Origin of the sequence: Lysobacter antibioticus, from assembly GCF_000731095.1 — a bacterium.
GTDB classification, from domain to species: Bacteria; Pseudomonadota; Gammaproteobacteria; order Xanthomonadales; family Xanthomonadaceae; genus Lysobacter; species Lysobacter antibioticus_B.
In genome coordinates this window covers 26,731-50,819 of record NZ_JMTZ01000008.1, presented here as the reverse complement: position 1 = coordinate 50,819, position 24,089 = coordinate 26,731, and the positions used below count along the sequence as shown (strand labels likewise).

At 67.8% G+C, this 24,089-nt stretch carries 21 protein-coding genes; 9 read left to right on the top strand and 12 right to left on the bottom strand.

Features of this window, described 5'->3' with window-relative positions; genetic code table 11:
• Positions 1 to 129: 129 nt before the first annotated feature.
• A complete protein-coding gene (locus EX88_RS0102625) occupies positions 130 to 741 on the top strand; it encodes a glycoside hydrolase family 19 protein (protein ID WP_051884337.1) in 612 nt (203 codons plus the stop codon).
• Positions 742 to 842: 101 nt separating this feature from the next.
• Here EX88_RS0102625 and sugE read toward each other — a convergent pair whose 3' ends face one another.
• From sugE to rnr, 3 genes are all read right to left on the bottom strand, one after another.
• Positions 843 to 1,154: a quaternary ammonium compound efflux SMR transporter SugE gene (gene sugE, locus EX88_RS0102620; protein ID WP_031370460.1), complete on the bottom strand. Its 312-nt coding sequence runs from the start codon at positions 1,152 to 1,154 to the stop codon at positions 843 to 845.
• A gap of 278 nt (positions 1,155 to 1,432) precedes the next feature.
• On the bottom strand, positions 1,433 to 2,188 hold the full coding sequence (gene rlmB, locus EX88_RS0102615) for a 23S rRNA (guanosine(2251)-2'-O)-methyltransferase RlmB (protein ID WP_031370459.1): 756 nt from the start codon (positions 2,186 to 2,188) through the stop codon (positions 1,433 to 1,435).
• A 373-nt stretch (positions 2,189 to 2,561) separates the two neighbouring features.
• Positions 2,562 to 5,000 carry a ribonuclease R gene (gene rnr, locus EX88_RS0102610; protein WP_031370458.1) on the bottom strand — a complete coding sequence of 813 codons (2,439 nt, stop codon included), beginning with the start codon at positions 4,998 to 5,000 and terminating at the stop codon, positions 2,562 to 2,564.
• 459 nt (positions 5,001 to 5,459) lie between these two features.
• Between rnr and EX88_RS0102605 the strand changes: the two genes are divergently transcribed.
• The gene (locus tag EX88_RS0102605; RefSeq protein WP_031370457.1) at positions 5,460 to 6,836 is read left to right on the top strand and encodes a trypsin-like serine peptidase; all 1,377 of its coding nucleotides are present in this window, start codon (positions 5,460 to 5,462) and stop codon (positions 6,834 to 6,836) included.
• A gap of 665 nt (positions 6,837 to 7,501) precedes the next feature.
• Here EX88_RS0102605 and EX88_RS0102600 read toward each other — a convergent pair.
• Positions 7,502 to 8,419: an MBL fold metallo-hydrolase gene (locus tag EX88_RS0102600; RefSeq protein WP_051884342.1), complete on the bottom strand. Its 918-nt coding sequence runs from the start codon at positions 8,417 to 8,419 to the stop codon at positions 7,502 to 7,504.
• Between the two features lie 258 nt (positions 8,420 to 8,677).
• Here EX88_RS0102600 and EX88_RS0102595 point away from each other — a divergent pair, with 258 nt between their 5' ends.
• From EX88_RS0102595 to EX88_RS23405, 3 genes are all read left to right on the top strand, one after another.
• Positions 8,678 to 9,571, top strand: coding sequence for a LysR family transcriptional regulator (locus EX88_RS0102595; RefSeq protein WP_430536891.1), 894 nt, complete (start codon positions 8,678 to 8,680; stop codon positions 9,569 to 9,571).
• Between the two features lie 82 nt (positions 9,572 to 9,653).
• The gene (locus EX88_RS0102590) at positions 9,654 to 10,277 is read left to right on the top strand and encodes a CGNR zinc finger domain-containing protein (protein ID WP_031370454.1); all 624 of its coding nucleotides are present in this window, start codon (positions 9,654 to 9,656) and stop codon (positions 10,275 to 10,277) included.
• Between the two features lie 97 nt (positions 10,278 to 10,374).
• Positions 10,375 to 11,223: a PD40 domain-containing protein gene (locus EX88_RS23405; protein WP_161786067.1), complete on the top strand. Its 849-nt coding sequence runs from the start codon at positions 10,375 to 10,377 to the stop codon at positions 11,221 to 11,223.
• Between the two features lie 74 nt (positions 11,224 to 11,297).
• Here the strand turns inward: EX88_RS23405 and EX88_RS0102580 are convergent, their stop codons facing one another.
• Positions 11,298 to 13,124 (bottom strand): monovalent cation:proton antiporter-2 (CPA2) family protein, encoded by a 1,827-nt coding sequence (locus tag EX88_RS0102580; protein WP_031370452.1) that lies wholly within the window; start codon positions 13,122 to 13,124, stop codon positions 11,298 to 11,300.
• A 233-nt stretch (positions 13,125 to 13,357) separates the two neighbouring features.
• On the opposite strand from EX88_RS0102580, the gene EX88_RS0102575 reads away from it, so the two are divergent.
• From EX88_RS0102575 to EX88_RS0102565, 3 genes are all read left to right on the top strand, one after another.
• Positions 13,358 to 14,260: a YfaP family protein gene (locus tag EX88_RS0102575; RefSeq protein ID WP_161786066.1), complete on the top strand. Its 903-nt coding sequence runs from the start codon at positions 13,358 to 13,360 to the stop codon at positions 14,258 to 14,260.
• Between the two features lie 29 nt (positions 14,261 to 14,289).
• Entirely contained in the window at positions 14,290 to 15,459 is a 1,170-nt protein-coding gene (locus EX88_RS0102570) for a polysaccharide deacetylase family protein (RefSeq protein WP_051884341.1), read from the top strand.
• Between the two features lie 261 nt (positions 15,460 to 15,720).
• On the top strand, positions 15,721 to 16,197 hold the full coding sequence (locus EX88_RS0102565; RefSeq protein ID WP_031370449.1) for a hypothetical protein: 477 nt from the start codon (positions 15,721 to 15,723) through the stop codon (positions 16,195 to 16,197).
• Positions 16,198 to 16,344: 147 nt separating this feature from the next.
• Here the strand turns inward: EX88_RS0102565 and asnB are convergent, their stop codons facing one another.
• Positions 16,345 to 18,039: an asparagine synthase B gene (gene asnB / locus EX88_RS0102560; protein ID WP_031370448.1), complete on the bottom strand. Its 1,695-nt coding sequence runs from the start codon at positions 18,037 to 18,039 to the stop codon at positions 16,345 to 16,347.
• Positions 18,040 to 18,179: 140 nt separating this feature from the next.
• Complete coding sequence (locus EX88_RS27295) at positions 18,180 to 18,311, bottom strand: hypothetical protein (RefSeq protein WP_268745579.1); 132 nt, start codon at positions 18,309 to 18,311, stop codon at positions 18,180 to 18,182.
• Between the two features lie 190 nt (positions 18,312 to 18,501).
• Between EX88_RS27295 and EX88_RS0102550 the strand changes: the two genes are divergently transcribed.
• Complete coding sequence (locus EX88_RS0102550) at positions 18,502 to 20,922, top strand: penicillin acylase family protein (protein ID WP_031370447.1); 2,421 nt, start codon at positions 18,502 to 18,504, stop codon at positions 20,920 to 20,922.
• Between the two features lie 169 nt (positions 20,923 to 21,091).
• Here the strand turns inward: EX88_RS0102550 and dapE are convergent, their stop codons facing one another.
• From dapE to EX88_RS0102525, 5 genes are all read right to left on the bottom strand, one after another.
• Entirely contained in the window at positions 21,092 to 22,252 is a 1,161-nt protein-coding gene (gene dapE, locus EX88_RS0102545; protein ID WP_031370446.1) for a succinyl-diaminopimelate desuccinylase, read from the bottom strand.
• Entirely contained in the window at positions 22,249 to 22,608 is a 360-nt protein-coding gene (locus EX88_RS0102540; RefSeq protein WP_031370445.1) for a Spx/MgsR family RNA polymerase-binding regulatory protein, read from the bottom strand. Before EX88_RS0102540 ends, dapE begins: the two co-directional genes overlap by 4 nt.
• 26 nt (positions 22,609 to 22,634) lie before the next feature.
• Entirely contained in the window at positions 22,635 to 23,090 is a 456-nt protein-coding gene (locus EX88_RS0102535) for a hypothetical protein (RefSeq protein ID WP_031370444.1), read from the bottom strand.
• 11 nt (positions 23,091 to 23,101) lie between these two features.
• Entirely contained in the window at positions 23,102 to 23,554 is a 453-nt protein-coding gene (locus EX88_RS0102530; protein WP_031370443.1) for a hypothetical protein, read from the bottom strand.
• 76 nt (positions 23,555 to 23,630) lie between these two features.
• Positions 23,631 to 24,089, bottom strand: a complete 459-nt coding sequence (locus EX88_RS0102525; RefSeq protein WP_031370442.1) for a hypothetical protein — start codon at positions 24,087 to 24,089, stop codon at positions 23,631 to 23,633.

Sequence of the window (24,089 nt, the reverse complement as noted above, 5' to 3'; positions counted from 1 at the left end):
CGTCGAATCTGGCCGCCCGGCGCCGAACGCCGCGTTGAATGGACTGCGAGCGGCATGGCGCCGCCACGACCGGCAGGACGCGCGGCCGCTTTCGCGCGCACATGCCGTTGCGCATGCAGGGAGGACAGGATGTTCGCTTTCGACGACGAGCAGTTTCTAGACGGTTACCGCCGGCGCTTCGGGCCGCTGCGCGACGAACTCGCGCAGGCCGTGCGTTTCCTGATCGGACGCATCGAACAGGACGCCAGCTTCAACCAGAACCCAGTGCATCGCCACCAGATCGCCTATTGCCTGGCGACGTTCAAGTGGGAAACCGCGCATACGTTGCGCCCCATCGATGAGTTCGGCGACGACGCGCGTTTCGAACGCCTGTACGGGCCGGGTACGCGTATCGGCAAGATGCTCGGCAATACCCGCGCCGGCGACGGCGCGCGCTACCACGGCCGCGGTTACGTGCAACTCACCGGCCGCGCCAACTACGAGCGCGCCGGCAAGATCCTCGGCATCGATCTGATCAAGCATCCCGACGAGGCCAAGAAGCCCGAAGTCGCCTATGCGATCGCGATGGAAGGCATGAAGAAGGGCTGGTTCACCGGCAAGAAGCTCGACAACTACTTCAAGCCCGGACAGCTGCCGAACTACGAGGACGCGCGACGGATCATCAACGGCCAGGACAAGGCGCAGACGATCGCCGACATCGCACGCCGGTTCGACGAATTGCTGGTCAATTCGCTGCACTGATCGCTGTGCGGCGTGGGTGCGCGCAGCGACGTACACCGGCGCGACAGGACGTCGCGCCGGTGCACGGGCAATACTGCGGTGCGGACGCTGCGGTGCGGAACTCAGGCCAGCTTCAAGCCGACCAGGCCGGCGACGATCAACAGCACGCTGGCGACGCGCATCGTGTTGAGCGGCTCGTTGAACAACACGATGCCAAGAATGACCGTGCCGACCGCACCGACGCCGACCCAGACCGCATAAGCGGTGCCGACCGGCAGCGACTTCATCGCCACGCCCAGCAGGCCGAGACTGATCGCCATCGCGGCGATGGTGCCGACCGACGGCCACAAACGGGTGAAACCTTCGGTGTATTTGAGGCCGATGGCCCAGCCGACTTCGAACAGGCCGGCGAAGAACAGCAGAATCCAAGGCATGACGATGCTCCCATGATGATGGGGCCGTCCCCGGATGAAGTAATGCGAACGGGGTCGTCCCCGTTCGCGAGCCATTATAACGGGCCCGATTCGTCGGGGCCGGCCGCTGCGTATGCGGGGTCAGCGGGGGGTTACAAAGCGCTCGCGCGCTGCCGCTCATGGGGCTTTCGCTATGCCTGCAGTACCCGCGAGCCGGCTAACGACGACGCTGCGGCGATGCCGCGCGCAGGACGGTGGACGCGCTCTGCTCCCTCGGGGACGAGCGCGTCCTGCGCGCATCAACCGCGCTGACGCACCGCCTCGAACAAGGTCACGCCGGCGGCGACCGAAACGTTGAGGCTTTCGACGCCGCCCGCGGCGTCGCCGCCCGGCATCGGAATCTTGACCAGCTGATCGCAGGTATCGCGGGTGAGACGACGCAGGCCATCGGCTTCGCCGCCCAGCACCAAGGCGACGTTGCCTCGCAGATCGATCGAGTACAGCGAGGCGTCGGCCTCGCCGGCCAGGCCATAGATCCACACGCCGAGCTGCTGCAGATCGCGCAGCGCGCGCGCCAGGTTGGTCACCGGGATCACCGCCACGCTGTCGGCGGCACCGGCCGAGGTCTTGCGCACGGTCGCGTTGACCTGCACCGACTTGTCCTTCGGGATGATCACCGCGGTCACACCGGCCGCCGCGGCGCTGCGCAGGCAGGCGCCGAGGTTGTGCGGGTCTTGCACGCCGTCGAGCACCAACACCAGCGCACGGCCCTCGGCGGCCTGGATCAGGCCTTCGAGTTCGTTTTCGTTCCAGGTTTTGGCCGCTGCATAACGCGCGACCACGCCCTGGTGACGCAGATTGCCGACCACGCCGTCCAGCGCCTGGGTCGCGACCCGGCGCACGTCGATGTCGGCGCGGCGGGCGGCGGTCTCGATCTCGGTCAGGCGCGGGTTCTTGGCGCCGGCCTCGATGAGGACTTCACGCACGTTCTGCGCGTCGTGTTCGATCGAGGCGGAGACGGCGTTGATGCCGGCGATCCATTGTTTCTGGCTCATGGGGATTCCGTGGGGCTGGGGCGCCGCGCGGCGGCCTTGGCGGCGGCGCGGTCGGGGGCGGACGGCAATTCTAAGCTACCGGGCCCGGGGTGGCCGGCGCCGGGCCGATCCAGTGGCTCGCCGCCTGCTTGCCGGAGCCTGTTCGATGCATGGGGGCCTCACCTTTTGCTCCCTCCAGGGCATTCCCCCTTTGCGTAGGGGGCCAGGGGGCATTTCGCTTTGGCTTCGGCCTCGACGGCCTCGCCCGGCCGAAAGCGAATCTCCCCGCGCTGGAGCACGATCCGAAACGAATCAACGCCAAGCGCTCGCCCCCTTTGCCAAAGGGGGCTATGGGCCTGCTAAGCAAGCAGGGACGGCCCCCGGTGCCCGTGCCTCAATACTTCTGCTTGGTCCGCTTCGCCGGCTGTCCGCGCGGCGGCAACGGTTTGGCGCCGCGCTCCTCGACCAGGCGGAAGTCGATCTTGCGGTCTTCGACGCTGGCCTTGAGCACGACGATGCTGACCCGGTCGCCGAGGCGGAACTCGCGCGCGGTGCGTTCGCCCTTCAGCGTTTTGCGGATCGGGTCGAAGTGGTAGTAGTCGTGCGGCAGCTGGGTCACGTGGACCAGGCCGTTGACCTTGGATTCGTCGAGTTCGATGAACAAGCCGAAGCTGGTCACGCCGCTGATCGTGCCCTCGAACTCGCCGCCGACGTGCTGCTCCATCCACGCGGCGCGATAACGCTCGTCGACCTCGCGCTCGGCCTCGTCGGCACGGCGCTCGCGTTCGGAGCATTGCAGCGCCAGCGCGGTCATCTGCCGCGGCGAATACACGAAGGTCGCCGGCTGCGCGCCGCCGAGCGCGTGCTTGATCGCGCGATGCACCAGCAGGTCCGGATAACGGCGGATCGGCGAGGTGAAGTGGGCATAGGCCGTCAAGGCCAGGCCGAAGTGACCGACGTTCTCCGGCGCGTACACCGCCAGGCTCTGGCTGCGCAGCAACACCGATTCGATCAGGGCCGCATCGGGGCGTTCGCGGATCTTCTTCAGCAACTGGGTGAAATCGCGCGGCTCGACCTGCTTCCAGGCCGGCATGCGCAGCGCGAATTCCTTGAGGAACTCCTGCAGGTCGGCGTACTTCTGTTCCGGCGGGCGGTCGTGGATGCGGAACGGCGCCGGCACCTGCTGCGCGATCAGGAATTTCGCTGCCTCGACGTTGGCGGCGATCATGCATTCCTCGATCAGCTTGTGCGCGTCGTTGCGCTGAAGCATGCCGGCCTGCACCACTTCGCCGCTCTTGCCGAGGACGAAACGCACTTCGCTGGATTCGAACTCGATCGCGCCGCGCTTCTGCCGCGCTTTCAGCAGCACCTGGAACAATTGGTGCAGGCGCTCGATATGCGGCAGCAGCGAGCCGATCTGCTCGCGCGCTTCGTTCTGCGCTTCCTCGGGGACGTCGCCGACCGCATTCCAGACCTGGGTATAGGTCAGGCGCGCATGCGAGTTCATCACCGCTTCGTAGAACTTCGACTGGGTCACTTCGCCGTCGCGGCCGATCTGCATGTCGCAGACGAAACACAGACGATCGACCTTCGGGTTGAGCGAGCAGATGCCGTTCGACAAGGTCTCCGGCAGCATCGGCACGACGAAGCCGGGGAAATACACCGAGGTCGCGCGCTTCTGCGCTTCGTCGTCGAGCGGCGTACCGGGACGCACGTAATGCGAGACGTCGGCGATGGCGACCACAAGGCGGAAGCCGTCGCGATTGCTTTCGCAATACACCGCGTCGTCGAAGTCCTTGGCGTCCTCGCCGTCGATGGTGACCAGCGGCATCGCGCGCAGGTCGACGCGCTGCGCGGCGACGGAGGCCTCGACGGTCAGCGGTACCGCCGCGGCTTCGTCGAGGGTTTCCTGCGGGAACACATCGGGAATCTCGTGGCCGTGGATCGCCGCCTGCACCGCCAGCGAGGCGGTGAGCTTGTCGCCGAGCACCGCGAGCACGCGGCCGATCGGCGGGCGCTTCGGGTCCGGCGCCTGCAGCAGTTCGCAGACCACGAGTTGGCCGTTCTGCGCCTCCATGCGCGCGTCCGGCGGAATCTGCACGTTGCGCTGGATGCGGCGGTCGTCGGGCACGACGTAGCTGATGCCCGACTCGACGGTGAAGCGTCCGATCAGGCGGTTGATGCGGCGTTCGAGCACTTCGACGATAGCGCCTTCGCGGCGGCCGCGGCGGTCGACGCCGGTGACGCTGACCAGCACGCGGTCGCCGTGCATGGCCTTGCGCATCTCGAACGGCGGCAGGAACAGGTCGTCGCCGCCGGCCTCCGGGCGCAGGAAGCCGAAGCCGTCGGGATTGGCGATCACCACGCCGGGAATCAGGTCCATCTGCGCCGCCGGGGCGAACTCGCCCTTGCGGTTCTGTATCAACTGGCCGTCGCGCAGCATCGCGCCCAGGCGCTTGCCGAGCGCATCCACGCGGTCGGGCTCGGTCAGTTGCAGGCGCTCGGCCAGCGCTTCGGCGCGCATCGGCCCATCGGCGGCGACCAGGGTCTGCAGGATCAATTCGCGGCTCGCGATCGGCTGCGCGTAACGCGATGCTTCGCGGTCGGCGTAGGGATCGTGATAGGCGGGAACACGGGCCGGACCGGAAGCGGGCTTGGCGTGCGGGCCTTTGGGCGGGCCGTGCTGGAGATTCTCGGGCAGCCAGGCCGGGCGTGGCGCGGCGCTCTTGCGGCTGCGGGGGCCGGCGCTCTGGGCGGCGCCGCCAGGGGTCTTGCGGGAGGGGGTTTTGCCACCGGTCGGACCGGTCTTGTTGCTTTTCGTCTTTTTTGTCATGCCGGTATGGTCTCACATCGCCATGAACGGGGCGTCTGCCGCGCCCGGGAGGCAGCGGGCTCCCGACGTGCGGTCGCTCGCTTCCCGCCCGCTCGCAGGCCGCCGCGCGACGCAGGCAGGCCTGCGCTACGCGCCGCATGCACGAGCGTCGGGGCGGCGAAGCTCGGCTGCGGCGCGCGCCGCACGCGCCGCAGCTGAACGAGAAAACCGCTGTTTTCATGCTGCTTCGCACACCGACACGGGCCCGCGTCACGTTCCGGCTAGCGTCGAGTTGCAACGCAGCGCACAAATAATCCGCGCGTTCGCAAAGCCCGCGCCTTGTACTTCAAGCGCTTCGGCGAAGCCGGAAAGACCGCACAAAACCGCATTCCGGGCAGCCGTAGGGTCCGGGCGTCCCCGCTGCGGCGGCGGACCGGCGGCACCGCCGTCCCCTCCCTATGGCACTCAAGGAATCGCACGATGATCCGCAAGAACGCGCTTTGCCTGGCGCTCGTCGCCGGGCTGTCCAGTTTCTCGATGCATGCCGCTACCGGTTCCAATACCGCCGAGATGGATTCGGCGCCGGTCACCGAAGCGCCGTCGGCCGGCGCGATGGGCGCGGCCGAGTTCGCCGTCGCCGCCAAGGCTTCGACGCCGCGCTTGTTCAGCCTGGGCCGCCCGACCAGCCTGGATGTTTCGGCGCTGAAAGACCGCCGCGTCCGTCAGGACAAGAACGGCGAACCGCTCGAAATAGGTTTTGCCCGCAACATCGCCCGCAGCACGGTCGATCTGAACACCCTCGCCTGGCAGCCGCTCGCCGACGGCTCGCGCGCCGCGCGCTTCGAGGTGTCCTCCAACGGCGCGGTCGCATTGCGTGCCGGACTGTCGCTGCGCGGCGCCGGTGCGGCCTCGGCGACCCTGCATTTCGCCGGCAACGACGGCCGCGTATTCGAGCAGCGCGGCGCCGATTTCGCCGGCAACGCACTGGGTTGGTCGCCGGTGGTCGCCGGCGACACCCTCGTGGTCGAACTGGTCCTGCCCAAGGGCGTGCGCACGAAGGCGCTGAGCCTGAAGATCCCGCAGCTCTCGCACCTGGACGTCAGCCCGGTCGCGAGCGAGCGCGAGTTCCAGGCCAAGATCGGCGAAAGCGACTACTGCGAGAAGGACATCGTCTGCCGCACCAGCCCGCCGTCGGGCTTCCTCTCCGCCACCAAGTCGGTCGCGCGCATGACCTTCACCAGCGGCGGCGGCACGTATCTGTGCACCGGCACCCTGCTCAACAACAACCACTCGCCGAAAAAGCGCCTGTTCTGGACCGCGGCGCATTGCATCGGCAGCCAGACCGTCGCCAATTCGCTGCAGACCTATTGGTTCTACAACGTCACTACCTGCAACGGTTCGACCGTCAACCCGGCCTACACCACGCTCAGCGGCGGCGCTTACCTGCGCCATGCCAACAACACCCGCGACACCGCCCTGCTCGAACTCAAGACCGCGCCGCCGTCGGGCGCGGTGTACGCGGGCTGGTCGAGTGCGGCGATCGGCGCCACCGGCACCGCGATCGAAGGCATCCACCACCCGGCCGGCGACGTCAAGAAGTACTCGCTGGGTTCGGTGACCGGCCTGTCGACCTCGATCGACGGCAAGTCGCCGCTGTATCGCGTGGTCTGGAACACCGGCGTCACCGAAGGCGGTTCGTCGGGCTCGGGCCTGTTCACCGTGACCGGCACCGGCGGCTACCAACTGCGTGGCGGCCTGTACGGCGGTTATTCCTACTGCAGCGCACCGCGCGACCCGGATTATTACTCGCGTTTCTCGGACATCTATTCGAGCGTGTCGAGCTATTTCAATCCCTGAGTGCGGTAACGATCGCGATCCGGAATTCCTGATCGCATCGCAAACAAACGGCCGCTGCGTGGGCAGCGGCCGTTTTTGTGTTCGCGAGGCGCTCTGGCTCCTGGGCAGGAGCGACGTCCCACAAGGATTTCCTTCGGTCACGAGTCGCGACCGCGCAGCTTCGGGCGAGGACGTGGTCGCGGCTTGCGCCGCTCCTACCCTTAAAGCTAAGCGGACGATTCGAGAACGGCGCCTTGGCTTCTGGGTAGGAGCGACGTCCCACAGGGATTTTCTACGGTCACGAGTCGCGACCGCGCGACTTCGGGCGAGGACGTGGTCGCGGCTTAAGCCGCTCCTACCCTTAAAGCTGAGCGGACGATCCGAGAACGGCGCCTGGGCTTCTGGGTAGGAGCGACGTCCCACAGGGATTTCCTACGGTCACGAGTCGCGACCGCGCAGCTTCGGGCGAGGACGTGGTCGCGGCTTACGCCGCTCCTACCCTTAAAGCTGAGCGGACGATCCGAGAACGGCGCCTGTGCTTCTGGGTAGGAGCGACGCGAGTCGCGACCGCTCAGCTTCGGGCGAGGACGCGGTCGCGGCTTATGACCGCAGGAAATCCCTGTGGGACGCCGCTCCTACCCTCAAAGCCGAAGCCGGTGCATCGCTCAGCAAGGCAACGCCATCAATCAATGCCAAGGCATCTCGCCCTTGGCGACCTTCGCGCTGATCTCCAACGACAGGTCGCCGCCCAGGTCGGGATAGCGCTTTTTCATCGCCGCGATCAAGGCCTTCGAGTCGGCCGCCTTCGCGGCTTCTTCGTCGAAGGCGCGGATGTAGCCGGCGCTGAAACGCACCGCTTCGAGGTTCTGCGCCGCAGCTTCGGCAAAATGCCCGGGAATCACCACATCGGGCTTGAGGTCCTCGATGCTCTTGAGCGTGGCCAGCCAGGCCTGGTGCGATTGCGGGGTCTGGGTGTCGGCCATGAACAGGTGTTCGCCTGCCACCACCGGCACGCCGCCGGCGACGGTGCGGATCGACGGAATCCAGACGTAGCTGCGGTCCGGCGTAGCGCCGTCGAGACCGACGATCTGCAGCGACTGGCCCTCCAGTTCGATGCGATCGCCTTCGAGCGGCTGCGGCACCACGATGCGCTTGGGCGCGTTCGCGCCGAGCTTCGGGCCCCAGTAGGCGAACTTGCCTTCCTGGGTGCTGCGGATGTGTTCGACCGTCTGCGGCGTGGCGAGGATCTTGGCCTCGGGGAACGCGTCCTGCAGCGTGTCCAGGCCGAAATAGAAATCCGGATCGCCGTGGCTGATGTAGATCGTGGTCAGGCGCTTGCCCGAGGCCTTGACCAGATCGACCAGCTTGCGCGCGTCGGCCGCGGCGAACTGGGCGTCGATCAACACCGCATCGCGCTCGCCGCTAACCAACACCGAGCTGACTTCGAAGATGCCCTGCTTGCCCGGGTTGTAGACCTCGGTCTTGAGCGGTGCCGCGGCCGGCGTCGACGGAACGGCCGCCGTGGGCGCTGCCGACGATTCGGCCGGCGCGGATTCGTGGCGGCCGCAGGCGGCCAGCGCCAGGCTCAGGCAAGCCGCCGAGATGGCCAGGAACAGGCGGTGGTTGTAGACGGGGTGCTTGGACATGGAGGCTTCCTCAAGGGGAGATCTGAACGACGACGGCGACGGATTCCGGCCCGGCGGCCAGGGTGCGGCGCACCGGGCGCAGAGCGCGTGATGGCTCGGCCAGGCGGCCCAGGCCGCACCAGCGCGATAGCGACAGAATAGTTGCCTGAAACAGCGCGAAAAACCGCGTATAAGTCGACTGTCTTTTGCATATTCCGAGCTAATCGAATGGACCGGATGACCGCCATCGCTGTCTTTGTCGAGATCGCCGAACGCGGCAGCCTGACCGCCGCGGCCGAGGCCCTGGACATGTCGAGGGCCATGGTCACGCGCTATCTGGCCGAGCTGGAGCGCTGGCTGGGCGTGCGCGTGTTGCACCGGACCACGCGGCGGATCGGCCTGACCGGCGCCGGCGAGACCGCCCTCGCCCGCTTCCGGCAGATGCTCGAGATCGGCGACGACTTACGCCTCGCCCTGGCCGCCGCCGACACCGAACCGCACGGGCAGATCCGCATCACCGCCTCGATGTCGTTCGGCGCGAGTCATCTCGCTGCCGCGGTCGCCGACTACGTCGCGCGCCATCCGCAGACGCGCATCGACATGGTGCTGGGCGAGCGCGCGGTCAATCTGGTCGAGGAGCGCATCGACCTGGCGATCCGCATCGCGCGCGAACTCGACCCCAACCTGATCGCACGCCGGCTCAGCGTCTGCCGCTCGGTGCTGTGCGCCGCGCCGGCCTATCTGGCGCAACGCGGGCGGCCGCAACGCATCGAAGATTTGAGCGCGCACAACTGCCTGACCCATCACCACGTCGGCCGCAGCCTGTGGGAGTTCCGTCATCGCGGCGAGCCGTGCAGCGTCGCAGTCGGCGGCACCATCAGCGCCAACGAAGCCACGGTGCTGGTCGCCGCGGCCCGCGCCGGCGCCGGCATCGCGCCGCTGCCGACCTATCAGGCCCTGGAATGGGTACGTACGGGCGAGCTCGAGATCGTCCTGCCGGACTACGAGCTGCCGCCGATGGGCATCCACGGCGTCTATGCCTCGCGTCGGCAGATGCCGGCGCTGGTGCGCAGCTTCCTGGACTTCCTGGTCGAACGCTTCGGCGACGAGCCCTATTGGGATCGCGCCTGAGCCGCTCGTCAGAACCTTTCAAATCAATATTGAAGGTTAGACGGAATCGGCCTAGTCTCGTGGCGAACCGCAAGGACCCCGCATGCGCCTCGAACACCACGCCTTCCAGCCCGCCGATCTGGTCGGCGGCGACCCCGCACTCGACCTGGTCAATACCGTCACCGCGCGCGACAGCGAGCCGCGCGATTGGCTCGACGATTACGCTGCGTTGCTACGTTGGGCGCGGCAGACCTCGTGCTTCTCGCGCGCCGATCTCAATGCGCTCGAAGCACTGGAACGCGAAGCGCCGACCAAGGCCGCGACCGCGTTGGCGCGCTGCAAGGCCTTGCGCGAAGCCTTGTGCAACGCGCTGTACGCCCTGGCCGACGGCAAGGCGCCCGGCAGCGCCGACCTCGACGTCATCGACCAAGCCCGCCTGGCCGCATCGAAAGCCGCGCGCCTGGTGTCGCGGCGCTCGCGCCTGCAAACCGAATGGTCGCCGGAGCGCTCCGGGCTCGACCTGATCGCGCACGTGATCACCGCCTATGCCATCGAACTGCTCAAGGACGCCCGCCTCGACCGCCTGCGCGTCTGCGACGGCCACGATTGCGGCTGGGTGTTCGTCGATACCTCCAAGAACGGCCGCCGCCGCTGGTGCGACATGGCCACCTGCGGCAACGTCGCCAAGGCACGGCGCTTTCAGCAGCGCGTCCGCGACGGCGATTGAGCGCAAACCGAACCCGACCGCCCACCGCGCGAGCACAGCCAAGGCCATGCACCGAGCGTCGTCCGTTCCGCCCCTGTTGCGTTCGCTCGCGCCCTGCTTGCTATCGATCGCCGGCTGCGCCGATGCGGGCGCGCCGAACCCGACCGGCGCGGCATTGCGCTGGACGCCGCCGGCCATCGCCAGCGATCAATACGAATCCTCGCCGACCTTCTCGCCCGACGGCGGCGAGCTGTATTTCATGCGCAGCGATCGCCAGTTCGGCAACTGGCGGATCCTGCATTCGCGTTGCGGCCGCGACGGTTGGTCGACGCCGCAGGCGCCGTCGTTCGCCGCCGCGTCCGGCGCCGATGCCGATCCCTTCCTGAGCGCCGACGGCCGGCGCCTGTACTTCGTCTCGACCCGCCACGATCCCACCGGCGAGGACCTCGACATCTATTACGTCGAGCGTGGCGCCGACAGCGCCTGGGGCGCGCCGCAGCGCCTGCCCGAGCCGGTCAACTCCAAGGCCTCGGAACTGCTGCCGCGTGCGACTGCCGACGGCCGGCTGTACTTCGGCTCCAGCCGCGACGGCGGGCACGGCAAGAACGACCTCTACCTGGCCACGCCGCAGGCCGACGGCAGTTGGCGCGTGCACAACCTCGGCGCGCCGCTGAGCACGGCCGCCGACGAGTACGAAGCCGACGTCGCCCGCGACGGCCGCAGCCTGGTCGCGGTGATCGATCGCGGCGACCGCTCGCATCTGTACCGGTTCGAGCGAGGCGAAGACGGCTGGCACGAAAACGGCCGCATTCCAGCCCGCACCGACGCATTCCAGGTCGGCCCCTTGTTATCGCCGCGCGGCGACCGGCTGTTGTTCGCGCAGGCCGATGGCGAGCGCTCGGGCGAGTTGTTCCTGATCGATCTCGTCGCCAAGCCCGACCTGAGTTGGCCGCCGCGGTGTCCGTGAGCGGTTGGAGCTAGCTCTTAAGTTACTGGGAACTGGGAATCAGTAAGAGGCGAGAAGTGAGGTCAGCAGGACGCTTACGCGCTGCTGGCACTGTCTTCGACCGCCGGCTCGACGGTTTTCGCGCCAGTACGCGGCTTCGGCGTGACCAACGGGGTCTGCTGCATGTTGCCGTACAGCAGCGATACTCCAGCGCCGACGCCGCCGACCAGTTCCAGCTCGAAGCGCTCGGCGTCGCGATGGCGGATCTCGGCCACGACTTCGGCCGCTTCGTCCTGCGGCACGCCGAGTTCGACCAGGGCCGCTTCGCCGAAGCGCATCGCCGACTCGAAGGTCTCGCGCACCTGCAGATCGACGCCGGCATGCACCAGCTCCAATGCGTGTTCGCGGTCGAAGCTGCGCGCCAGCAGCCGCGCCTGCGGGAATTCGTGACGGATCAATTGGGCAGTGACCGTAGCCGCGGCGCGGTCGTCGATGCAGATCGCGATCAACTGGGCGGTGTCCGCGCCCGAGGCGTGCAGCACGTCGAGGCGGGTGCCGTCGCCGTAATACACTTTGAAACCGAAAGTCTGCGCACTTTGGATCATCTCCACGTCGGTATCGATGATCGACACCTCGACGCCGCGCGCGAGCAAGGATTGGCAGACCACCTGGCCGAAGCGGCCGAAGCCGATCAACAACACGCTGCCGCCCAGACCGTTGGGCTCGTCGATGCCTTCCAGCGACAGCGCGGTCTTCGGCGCCAGCCGGCGCAAGGCGATGATGGCGATCGGCGTCAGCGCCATCGACAGCACCACGATCGCGGTCAGGTTGGCGCCGACGGTGGCGTCGATCAGGCCGGCGCTGGCGGCGGCGGAGAACAGCACGAAGGCGAATTCGCCGCCCTGCGCCATCAGCACCGCGCGGTCCAGGGCTTCGGTGTGGCAGGCCTTGAGCAGCCGCGCGACGATGTAGATGCACGCCGCCTTGACGATCATCAGCGCGACCACGCCGCCGACGATCAGCGGCCAGTTCGCCGCGACCACGATCAGGTCCAGCGACATGCCGACGCTGAGGAAGAACAGGCCCAGCAGGATGCCGCGGAAAGGCTCGACATCGGCTTCGAGCTGGTGGCGGAAGGTCGATTCCGACAACAGTACGCCGGCCAGGAACGCGCCCATCGCCATCGACAGGCCGCCGACCTGCATCAGCAGCGCCGCGCCCAGCACGACCAACAAGGCCGCCGCGGTCATGACCTCGCGCGCCTTGGCCGCGGCGAGCACGCGGAACAGCGGGTTCAACAACCAGATGCCGGCCGCCAGCAGGGCCGCCAGCGAGGCCAGGGCGATGCCGATGTCGAGCCAGCGCGAACGCGCGGCGCCGTCGGCGGCCAGATCGGCCGGCGCCATCAAGGCTACCAGGGCCAGCAAGGGCACGATCAGCAGGTCTTCGAACAACAGGATCGAGACGATGCGCTGCCCGCGCGGCAAGGCCAGGTCGCCGCGTTCGCCGAGGATCTGCATCACGATCGCGGTCGATGTCAGCACGAAGCCCATCGCGCCGATGAAGGCGACCACCGGCGGGAAGCCGAACAACAGGCCGACCCCGGTCATCGCCGCCGAACACAGCAGGATCTGCGCGGTGCCCAGGCCGAAGATCTCGCGGCGCAGGCTCCACAGATGCGAAGGCCGCATCTCCAGGCCGATCAGGAACAGGAACATGACCACGCCGAGTTCGGCGACGTGCAGGATCGCCTGCGAGTCGGCGAAGAAGCCGAGCCCGAACGGACCGATCGCGAGGCCCGCGGCCAGATAGCCGAGCACCGAGCCCAGGCCGATGCGCTTGAAGATCGGCACCGCGATCACGCCCGCTGCCAGCAGCACCACCACCTTGACCAATTCGCTGCCCTGCGCTTCGGCTGCCATCGCGCGTCTCCCCTTCTCGACTCACTTCGTATTCGGATGCACGGCCGCCGCTTCGGGCCGGCTTGGGCACAGCCTAGCAGGCGCGCCGCGCGTGGCTTGCGGGCAGGCGCCCGCGGCGTTGCTATGATCGCGCCTCGCAACTCCCCTCTAAGGACCGGACCATGCTTCGCCGTGCGGCTGCGCTCGCCCTAGTTCTTTGCTGCAGCATGCTCTGCGGCGGTACGGCCCAGGCATTGAGCCCGAGTACCGGCACTGATACGGGTACGGGTACGACCAGCCTCGACGGTCTGCGTATCGTGCTGAGCTGGAACGCGACCGAAGCCGACCTCGACTCGCACCTCAGCTATCCGGACCATCACGTCTATTTCGAGCGCAAGACCAGCGACGATGCGCGCCTGGACGTAGACGACGGCGCCCGCAAGAGCCCGGAAACCATGACCCTGCTGCGCAAGCAGGCCGGTTACGGCTACACCTATGCGGTGCACGATTTCGGCAACCGCAGCCGCCCCGAGGCCAATGCGCTCTCGCGCAGCGGCGCCCGGGTCTCGCTGTATCTGGGCGAGCAATTGCTGCGCAGCTACCCGGTGCCGCAGAACCGTCCCGGCAACCTGTGGCGGGTGTTCCGCATCGACGGCGAAGGCCGCTTTCAGGACATCGACCGGATCGATGCCAGCACCGCGCAGGCCGAACGCATAGACACCGAACTCGACCGGCTCGACGGCGCCGGCGACGATGCCGGCGGCGACGAGATCGAGGCCGGTCTGGCCGGCCCGGCCGCCCATGCCAACCAACGCGGCGAAGCGGCGTACCGCGCGGGCAATCTCGAAGGCGCAGTCGCGCTGTACCAGCAGTCGATCGAGCTCGACCCCGATTACGCCGTGGCCTACAGCAATCTGGGCCTGGCCTACGTCAAACTCGGCCGCAGCGCCGAGGCGATCTGGGCCTCGCGCAAGGCCATCGCCCTGGCCCGCGGCGCCAACGCCACCACGATCCGTGCCGGCGCCTACTACAACATCGGCAAACTGTTCGAGGAAGCCGGCCGCTACGACGAAGCCATGTCGAACTATCTCTCGGCCAAGCGCGAGCAAACCCACCCGACCTACGACAAGGCGATCGAACGGGTGCGCGGGCTTTGATGCGCTCCCTCGCCGCCACGAGCCAGCCGATGAAGTCCCCGCTTAAATCGCCGCTTCGATCACTATTGGTCTGGATCTTATTGGCTTGGAGCGCGCTGTGTATCGCACCGATGGCCCAGGCGGCCGGACCGTCCGCGGTCGCCAGCGCCGATCGCGCCACCTGGCCGCAGGCCTTGAACACACCAGCCGCGTTCGACCGCGCCTCGCGCGCCGAGATCCTCGCCTTCGCCCATGAGCTGGCGGCCAGCGAAACTCTCGACGAGGCCGCCCTGCTCGCCCGCCTCAAGCTCAAGCAGATCGATCGCGCCTCGCTCGACAAGATCCGTGCGCGCTTCTGGCAGCGGCTGAGCGCGAACTATCGGCTGGCCTCGCGCTCGTGCGCGCCGCGCGAAGCCTTCTGCACCGCAGCCGACGACGCCGCGGCCTTGCGCCGCCTCGCCGAGGCCTTCGACGCCGCACCCGACCGCAGCTACGCCGCCTGGCGCGCCGATGCCGCGCGCTTCCATCGCATCTACCTCGACGAGACCCTGCGCCTGGCGGCCTTGTTTCCGCGGGTCAGCAGCGAGATCGTCACCTATTCCGCTGCCGAACTCGACGGCAACGAGTTGCGCGACCGCCAGTTCCTGTTGAGCTTCGACGACGGCCCGACCGCGGCCGGCGGCAACACCGACCGTCTGTTGGCGACCTTGCGCCAAGCCGGGCTCGACGCGACCTTCTTCGTCGTCGGCGAATCGCTGCAACGGCGGCTGGGCGCCGCCCGGGCGCGACCGACCGATCTGTACGCCGGCATGTGCGTCGCCTCGCACGGCTGGGAACACCAGTCGCATGCGCGTTGGCCGCAGTGGCAGGACTCGGTGATCCGCAGCGATGCCTTGGTGCGGGCCGCGGCCGGTTCGGCCTACGTGCCGCTGTTCCGGCCGCCGTACGGCCAACGCCGCGCCGACAGCGGACCGTTCTTCGCCCAGCAAGGCCTGCGCGTGGCCTTGTGGAGCATCGACTCGCAGGACTGGAACGCCAAGGTCTCGGCCATGGAGGTGCAAGGCCGCTTGCTCAGCCTGATGCTGCTGTGGCGCCACGGCACGATCCTGTTCCACGACGTCCACGACAAGGCGCGCGTCGCTCTGCCCGGGCTGCTGCAACAGACCCGCGGCGCCGGCCTGCATTGGCTCGACTGCAAGGACTATCCGGGCCGCGGCTGAGTCCGGCGCGTGCGCTTCGTCCGCGCCCGACGGGGTTTCGTCGGGCCATGGCGGCCTTCGTCGCAAATCCGTCCACGGCCGGTTAACGCCGCAAACCGCCTGTGCCACATTCTCGCCCCGGCGCCGCCCGTCGCGGCGCCGTCCGCACAGTCGCGGCCTGCGCGCAGCGCATGTTATCGGGGGGGACATGTCCCGGAGAACAGGTCCGTGCAGAGCCGGCTGGCGGGCTCTTACTCAACGTCATCCAAGGAAGATTCGACAATGTTCAAGACTCATCGGATTCCGGCGCTCGCCGCCGGCTTGCTCTCGCTCGCCCTGCCTTTGACCGCACTCGCGTCCGACCCGCCGAGCATCTCGGAAAACCAGTCCGCCTGCGCCGGCAAATACTCGGCCAAGCTCAAGCTGGTGTTCGACCACAGCGGCAGCGCCGCCAGCGCGCACGCCGAAGCCAGCCTGGTGCGCAATCCCTTCGCCCAGGGCTCGGTGCCGTATCCGAACTATTTCGTCGCCCAGAGCGTGGTGATGAGCCGCAATTCGGCCAACCCCAACTGGGTCAGCGACGTGCAGGACACCGAGATCACCGGCGCTTACTCCACCACCCCGGTGACCAGCGGCACCACCGTGTTCAAGGCCCCGGGCTGCGAACTGGTCGCGGCCGCGACGGTCAACGTGCAATGCCCGAACGGCACCTGGGAATACAAAAACCTCGAACGCCGTTGGCCGGGTTGCGGGCAGTAACGCAGTCGCAGTCGCCGAAGCCGATCGCCAGGAGTGGCGATCGTCTTGATCGCAAGCGATGAACTCCTGCCGGGCCTCATCACGCGAGGCCCGGCACCGCCGGCGGTTCGATCGCCCCCCCGGCCGACCTCGCTCAGCCGGCGCCGCTCAGACCAACGCCGCCTGATGCACGCCGGCCACCGCGCGACCCGACGGATCGGCCGCGTTCGCGAACGAAGCGTCCCAGGCGATCGCCGCCGGCGACGAACAGGCGATCGACTTGCCGCCCGGCACGGTCTCGGCGCAGGCCGCGCCCGGGAAATGACGCTCGAACAGGCCGCGATAGAAATACGCCTCCTTGGTCTGCGGGGTGTTGATCGGGAAACGCCCCACCGCCGTGGCCATGTCGCGGTCGCTGACCTGCGCTTCGGCGTGGGCCTTGAGGCCGTCGATCCAACCGTAGCCGACGCCGTCGCTGAACTGCTCCTTCTGCCGCCACAGGATCGAATCGGGCAGATAACCCTCGAAGGCCTCGCGCAGCACCGCCTTCTCGATGCCGCGCTTGCCGCCCGCGGCCTTGTCGACCATCTTCGCCTGCGCGTCCATGCGCATCGCCACGTCGAGGAACTCGACGTCGAGGAAAGGCACGCGCGGCTCCACGCCCCAGGCCATCATCGACTTGTTCGCACGCAGGCAATCGAAGCTGTGCAGCGCATCGAGTTTGCGCACCAATTCCTCGTGGAATTCGCGCGCGTTCGGCGCCTTGTGAAAATACAGATAGCCGCCGAAGATTTCGTCCGAGCCTTCGCCCGACAACACCATCTTCACGCCCATCGCCTTGATCCGTCGCGCCAGCAGGAACATCGGCGTCGACGCGCGGATCGTGGTCACGTCGTAGGTCTCGATGTGCTGGATCACGTCGGGCAATACGTCCAACCCTTCCTCGAAGGTGTAGGTGAAGCCGTGATGCACGGTGCCGAGCGCCTGCGCGGCGATCTCGGCCGCGGCCAGGTCGGGCGAGCCCTCCAGGCCGATCGCGAACGAATGCAGGCGCGGCCACCAGGCCTCGGCCTGATCGTCCTCCTCGACACGGCGGCGGGCGAAACGCGCCGCGCAGGCCGCAACCAGCGACGAGTCCAATCCGCCCGAGAGCAGCACGCCGTAGGGCACGTCGCTCATCATCTGCCGGTGCACGGCGCGCTCGAAGGCCTCGCGCAGTTCCTGCTTGGACACTTCGACGCCTTGGGTGGCGTCGTAGTCGCGCCACGGCCGCTGGTAGTACTTCACCGGCGCACCGACCTCGCTGTCGTAGTAGTGCCCGGCCGGGAACGGGCTGACGTCGTCGCACAAGCGCGCCAGCGCCTTCATCTCCGAAGCCACCCACAAGCGGCCGTCTGCATCGTGGCCCCAGTACAGCGGGCATACGCCGATAGGATCGCGCGCGATCACGTAGCGGCCGCGCGCCGCATCCCACAAGGCGAAGGCGAAGATGCCGTTGAGGCGGTTGAGCAGGTCGCCGAGGTCGCCGCCTTCGCGGTACAGGGCGTTGATGACTTCGCAGTCGGACTTGGTCTGGAACTCGTAGGGCTGGACGAGTTGCTGTTCGAGTTCGCGGTGGTTGTAGATCTCGCCGTTGACCGCCAGCGCGAGTTCGCTGTCGCTGGAACGCAGCGGTTGCGAGCCGCCGGTCGGGTCGACGATGGCGAGCCGCTCATGCACCAGGATCGCGCGCGGCTCGACGCTGACGCCGGACCAGTCGGGGCCGCGATGACGCTGGCGTGCGGACAGGGACAGGGCCAGCGGCCGCAGCGGGCGCAGGTCGGCGCCGGGGCGCAGGTCGAACAGACCGAGGATCGAGCACATCTGAGCATCTCCTGGAGGGTTTGCAGCGGTTCGGGACGGAAGGGGCGGAAGGGACGGCAGAACAACCGGGGGCCCAAAACGCAGAAAGCCCGCACTTCGCAGTGCGGGCTTCCTGAGCGATTGAGCGTGTGTTGCGCGCGCTAATCGCCGGCCCGCGGGAGGCTGGCGTTATTGCGATTATTGTTGTTGACCCGCACGTCGGCCGCGGCCGGACGCGCACGACCGCACAGGGCGGCGTTGCGGCGGCAGGCGGTGGCGAGGACGGCGGTCATGGTCCGATCCTGCTTGAGGATCGCGCCGGATGCAAGCGCCGGGTTCGCAACATGCTGGGGGCGGCGCGACCGCGGTCGCGATTCGGGCGTCCAGCACCCCTGCGAGACCGGGCCGGTGCCGGCGCCAGTCGATGCGACACGGCCACGGCGCGGTCGCGGACTTCGGCTAAGCTCGGCGGTGGAGGAAATCATGGCCAAATGGATCAAGCGCGGCCTGCTCGCGCTGCTTTGCCTGTCGTTGCTCGGCGCCGTCGCGGCCTGGTGGCTGTTGCGCGGCAGCCTGCCCCGCCTGGACGGCGAACTCGCCCTGCCCGGCCTGTCGGCCCCGGTGACGATCCAGCGCGACGCGCTCGGCGTGGTCACCGTCGATGCCGCCAACCAGACCGATGCGATGCGCGCACTGGGCTACGTCCACGGCCAGGAACGCTATTTCGAGATGGACCTGCTACGACGCACGGCCGCCGGCGAACTGTCGGCGCTGTTCGGCGCTCGCGCCCTCGATTACGACCGCCGTCACCGCGTGCACCGCCTGCGCGGCCGGGTCGAAGCGCAACTCGCGTCGTTCGCCGGCGACAAGACCGCCTTGCTGCAGGCCTATGCCGACGGTATCAACGCCGGCCTCGGCGGCTTGTCGCGCAAGCCCTGGCCCTATCTGTTGCTCCGCGCCGAACCCGAACCGTGGAAGTTGTCGGATTCGGCCCTGGTCGGTTATGCCATGTACTTCGACCTGCAGGACGCGAGCAACGCCCGCGATCTCGCCTATTGGCGCATGCGTCCGCACCTGCCGCCGGCCTTGTACGCCTTGATCACTCACAACGGCAGCCGTTGGGACGCGCCGCTGTTCGGTGCGCCGTTCGGCGACGCCGAACTGCCGGGCGCCGACCAGGTCGATCTGCGCAAGCTGCCGACGCCCTCGTCTGGCGGAGTGATGCAACTGCCGTTCCCCGACGAGATCGGCAGCAACAACTTCGCCGTCGCCGGCAGCCTGACCGCCGACCGTCGCGCAATCGTCGCCGACGACATGCACCTGGGCCTGCGTGCGCCCAACCTGTGGTTCCGTGCGCGCCTGCGCTACGCCGACCCGCGCGTGCCCGGCGGCCGCATCGACGCCAGCGGCTTCACCCTGCCCGGCCTGCCGGCGCTGGTGGTCGGCAGCAACGGCCATGTCGCCTGGGCCTTCACCAACAGCTACGGCGACTGGGCCGACTGGTCGCGCGAACCCGGCTGCGCCGGCGACGCCAAGGCCGCGACCTGCGCGGGCCTGCGCATCCACGAGGAACTCATCGCGGTCAAAGGCGCGCCGTCGAGCAAACTGACGGTGCGCGAGACCGCCTGGGGCCCGCTGCTGCACGACAACGCCGACGGCAGTGCCCTCGCCCTGCGCTGGGCCGCACACCTGCCGGGTTCGCTCAACATGGGCTTGGCCGACCTGAGCCGTGCGCAATCGGTCGACGAAGCGATGCAACTCGCCCGCGGCGTCGCCATGCCGGTGCAGAACCTGGTGCTCGGCGACCGCCAGGGCAAGATCGCCTGGCGTCTGCTCGGGCCGATTCCGGAACGCGACGAAGAATGCTCCACCGCGACCCTGGTCGAGAACGACCTCGTCGACGGCAAGCAACGCAGCGTCACCGACTGCCCACCCTGGAGCCTGCAAACGCAGGACGCGCCGCAGCTGGTCGCGCCGCCGTCGGGCCGCTTGTGGACCGCCAACACGCGCACGCTCGACGGCCTCGAATACGAGCGCATCGGCGACGGCAACTACGTGCTCGGCGCGCGCGCCGGACAGATCCGCGACGGCCTGTTCGCCAAGCAGCGCTTCAACGAACGCGACTTGCTCGCTATCCAGCTCGACGACCGCGCGTTGTTCCTGCAGCGCTGGTGGAAGCTGCTGCAGGACCAGGCCGCCCGCGTCGACAAAGCCGGCAATGCCAGCCCCGCGCTGGCGACCCTGGCCGAAGCGGCACGTCGTTGGGAAGGCCGCGCCGTGCCCGATTCGGCGAGTTACCGCATCGTCCGCAACTGGCGCCGCGCCATGCACACGCGCGTCGCCAACGGCCTGACCGCGCCGGTACGCGCCGCGCTCGGCGAACGCTTCGAAATGCCCGAGCTGAAACAACTCGAAGGCGTGGTGTGGCCGCTGCTGACGCAACGGCCGGATCACCTGCTGCCGCGCAGCGAACGCTCCTGGGACGAGTTGCTGGAGCACTCGGCCGAGGACGTGCTCAAGGAATTCGCGGTAACGCCCGGCCCGGACGCAGCGGCGCGATTGGCCCAGCAGCGCTGGGGCGAACACAACACCGCCTCGATCTGCCACCCGCTCGCATCGGCCCTGCCCGGCTTCGCCAAGCGCGCCCTGTGCATGCCTTTCGACGAACTGCCCGGCGACTCGGCGATGCCGCGCGTGCAGCGCCCGGATTTCGGCGCCTCCGAACGCATGGTGGTGTCGCCTGGCCACGAAGCCGACGGCATCATCCACATGCCCGGCGGCCAGAGCGGCCACCCGCTGTCGCCATTCTGGGGCGCGGGCCACGACGATTGGGTGCATGGACGGCCGACGCCGTTCCTGCCGGGGCCGGCGCGGCATACCTTGACGATGAAGCCGTTGCGATGATTGCCGGGGGCACGGCGATCTGACGTCACGCGGTCGCGGCTTGCGCCGCTCCTACCCAGGAGCGACGTTGCAAAGGGTAGGAGCGGCGCAAGCCGCGACCGCGAACCGCAACGGCGTGGCAACAGCCGTTAGCCGACGACGCACGCAAGCGCCGCGGCTTCGTGCCCGATCAGACCAACAAACGCTCGATCAACGCCCGATACAGATCCGGCAGCGCCTCCAGGTCGGCGACCAGGACGTTCTCGTCGACCTTGTGGATGCTGGCGTTGACCGGGCCGATCTCGATGCACTGCGCGCCCAGCGGCGCGATGAAACGCGCATCCGAGGTGCCGCCGCCGGTGCTTTCCTCGGGCACGGCGCCGGAGAACTGCGCCAGCACTTCGCGCGCCGCCGCGCGCAGCGGGCCTTCCGGGGTGTAGAACGGTTCGCCGCCGCGGAACCAGCGCAATTCGTATTCCAAGCCATGCGCGCGCAGCACTGCTTCGCACTGCTGCTCCAGGCGTTCGGCATTCCAGCTCGGGTTGTAGCGCAGGTTGAACAACACCTGCAGTTCGCCCGGGATCACGTTGTTGGCGCCGGTGCCGGCGTGGATATTGCTGATCTGCAGCGAGGTCGGCGGGAAGGTTTCGTAACCCTCGTCCCAGCGCCGCGCAGCGAGTTCGGACAAGGCCGGCATGGCCTGGTGGATCGGGTTGCGCGCCTTGTCCGGATAGGCGACATGGCCCTGCACGCCGATCACCTTCAAAGTCGCCGACAAGGTGCCGCGACGGCCGACGCGCAACAGATCGCCGAGCTTGGCGGTCGACGAGGGCTCGCCGGTCACGCACCAGTCGATGCGCTCGCCGCGCTCGCGGAAGGCCTCGGCGACGCGGCGCACGCCATCGATCGCATCGCCTTCTTCGTCCGAGGTCAGCAACAGGGCGACACGCCCGCGATGCCGCGGATGCGCGGCGACGAAGTCCTCCAGCGCGACCACGAACGCGGCCACGCTGCCTTTCATGTCGGCGGCGCCGCGGCCGTACAGCACGCCGTCGCGGATCTCCGGCAGATAGGGATCGCTGGCCCAGGCATCGACCGGGCCCGAAGGCACCACGTCGGTATGGCCGAGCAGGACCAGGGTCGGGCCTTCGCCGTCGCCATGCACCGCCCACAGATTGTCGACCTCGCCGTAGCGCAGGTGCTCGCAGACGAAACCGGCGCGGCGCAGGCGTTCGGCGATCAGCGCCTGGCAACCGAGGTCGTCGGGCGTGACCGAGGGCCGTGCGATCAGCGCCAGAGTCAGATCGAGCACGGCACTCGACGAGGCCCCGCTCGACGAGGCAGCGCTCACGAACCGACCCCGAAGCGCTGCTTGAAGCCGTTGTCGCTGAAGCCCTGGCTGACCTTGCCGTCGTCGGTCACCACCAGCGGACGGCGGATCAGTTGCGGGTATTCCTTCAGCAGCAACTTCCACTCCGCATCCGAGGCCGGCTCCTTGCGGTTCGGCGCCAAGGTGCGCCAGGTGGTCGACGACTTGTTGATCAGCGACTCCCAGCCGCCGACCTGGTTCTTCCACTCGACCAACGTCTCCGGCGCCTGCCGGTTATCGCGATAGTCGACGAAGGTGTGGGCGACGCCGAAGCGGTCCAGCCACTTGCGGGCCTTCTTGCAGGTGTCGCAGTTGTTGAGTCCGTAAAGCGTGGTCATGCAGTGAACCTCGATTCGATGTCGGATCAATTCGTACGAAGACGCTTGACGCGCTCGGCCAGTTCGGCGCCCAGCGGGTGCTTGAAGAAAGGCACCAGCACCAGGCCTTTCGGAATGAAGACGATCTCCTTGCCCAGCTTCCCGGGCACGCGCAGTTTCAGGGTGAGGCGCGGAGGATTGTCGTTGCGGGTGATATGGACATCATCGATGTCTTCCAGGGCGATGCGTTGTTTCACCAGGCCTCTCCTGACCAGCAAGAAGCTTCCGCCGTCGAGCACTTTGTCGGCCAAGGTGGAGACATAGCGCTTCATCAGGAGATAGCCGCCCAACAGCATCAGCGTGGGCGCCAGCACCGCCAGGGGCTCGGTCTTCCAAGACTCGGCCGCGAGCGCTCTGGCGATGATGTAACCCAGCGCTCCGTACCAGATGACCGGAAAAATTTTCTTGAGGAAGAAGGTCTGTCCCGACGAAATCTCTCTCATGGCCATCGTTCTCAGGTCTCGTTCCGTGACAGATTGACTCGACGCTCGAGGTCGAACGCCACTTCGTTGCGTCCAAGAGAATTGGGCCGGGGCATGAATACAATCCGCTGTCCCAACGGCCCCGAAGACTTCAGATGCAAGGTCACGCGGCGAGGCTTGAGGTTGTGACTGTCTTCGACGTAGGCGATGTCGGCGAACTTGAGTTGCAGCTCCAATTTTCGACGCCGTACCAGCAGGTAGTCGCCGTAATCGGCGACACAATCGGCGAAGGAGCTCGTCACCACGCAATAAGCGGCGAGTGCCGCGACCAATGCCAACCAGATCGCGACGTGCTCGGCAGAGACGCCGGTCCGACCGCCGAACAAGTACGTCGCAGGAGCAAGCAAGACGACGCCCAACAATAGCCGCGACCATAGTTTGCGCACCACAGTAGTCGGCGACGCGAGCTGATCCCCTTCTATCATTGGGCAAACCCTATCGATGCACGATCCCATGCAGCGGGCCCTGGATGCTGATCCTTAACCGAGCGGAACCGTATCGTCATCGCTTCGACGGCCGCGCGATGGGGCCTGCACCCACGCGCTGCTGCAGATCGGCCAGGATCGCGTTCTTGCCCGAGTCCAACCAGGGATTGGCCTGCGGCAGGAAAACGATATGCCGGCCCAAGGCGCTCGGCTCGCGCAGCTCCAGCATAAGCTGGCCCCGCTGCAGCCAGCCGGCCGGGCGCACTTCCTGCACCTCCGCCAGCGCTACCCGGGCCTCGACGCTGCCGCGCCGCACACGCAACACGTCTCCGGCCTGCTCGACCTCATCGGCCAAGCCCCAGTTGAGCGGCAGGAACGCCGCCGATACGGCCGCGTAGGTGCCGAATACCGCGACCGCCCACATCACTGGAAACCCCACGCCGTAGGTCGCCGCGCATGCGACCGGCAGGCACAGCAGCGGCAGCAACGGGCCCCACTTGTGCCATGCCGTCCAGCGCGACGAGATCCGGCCCAT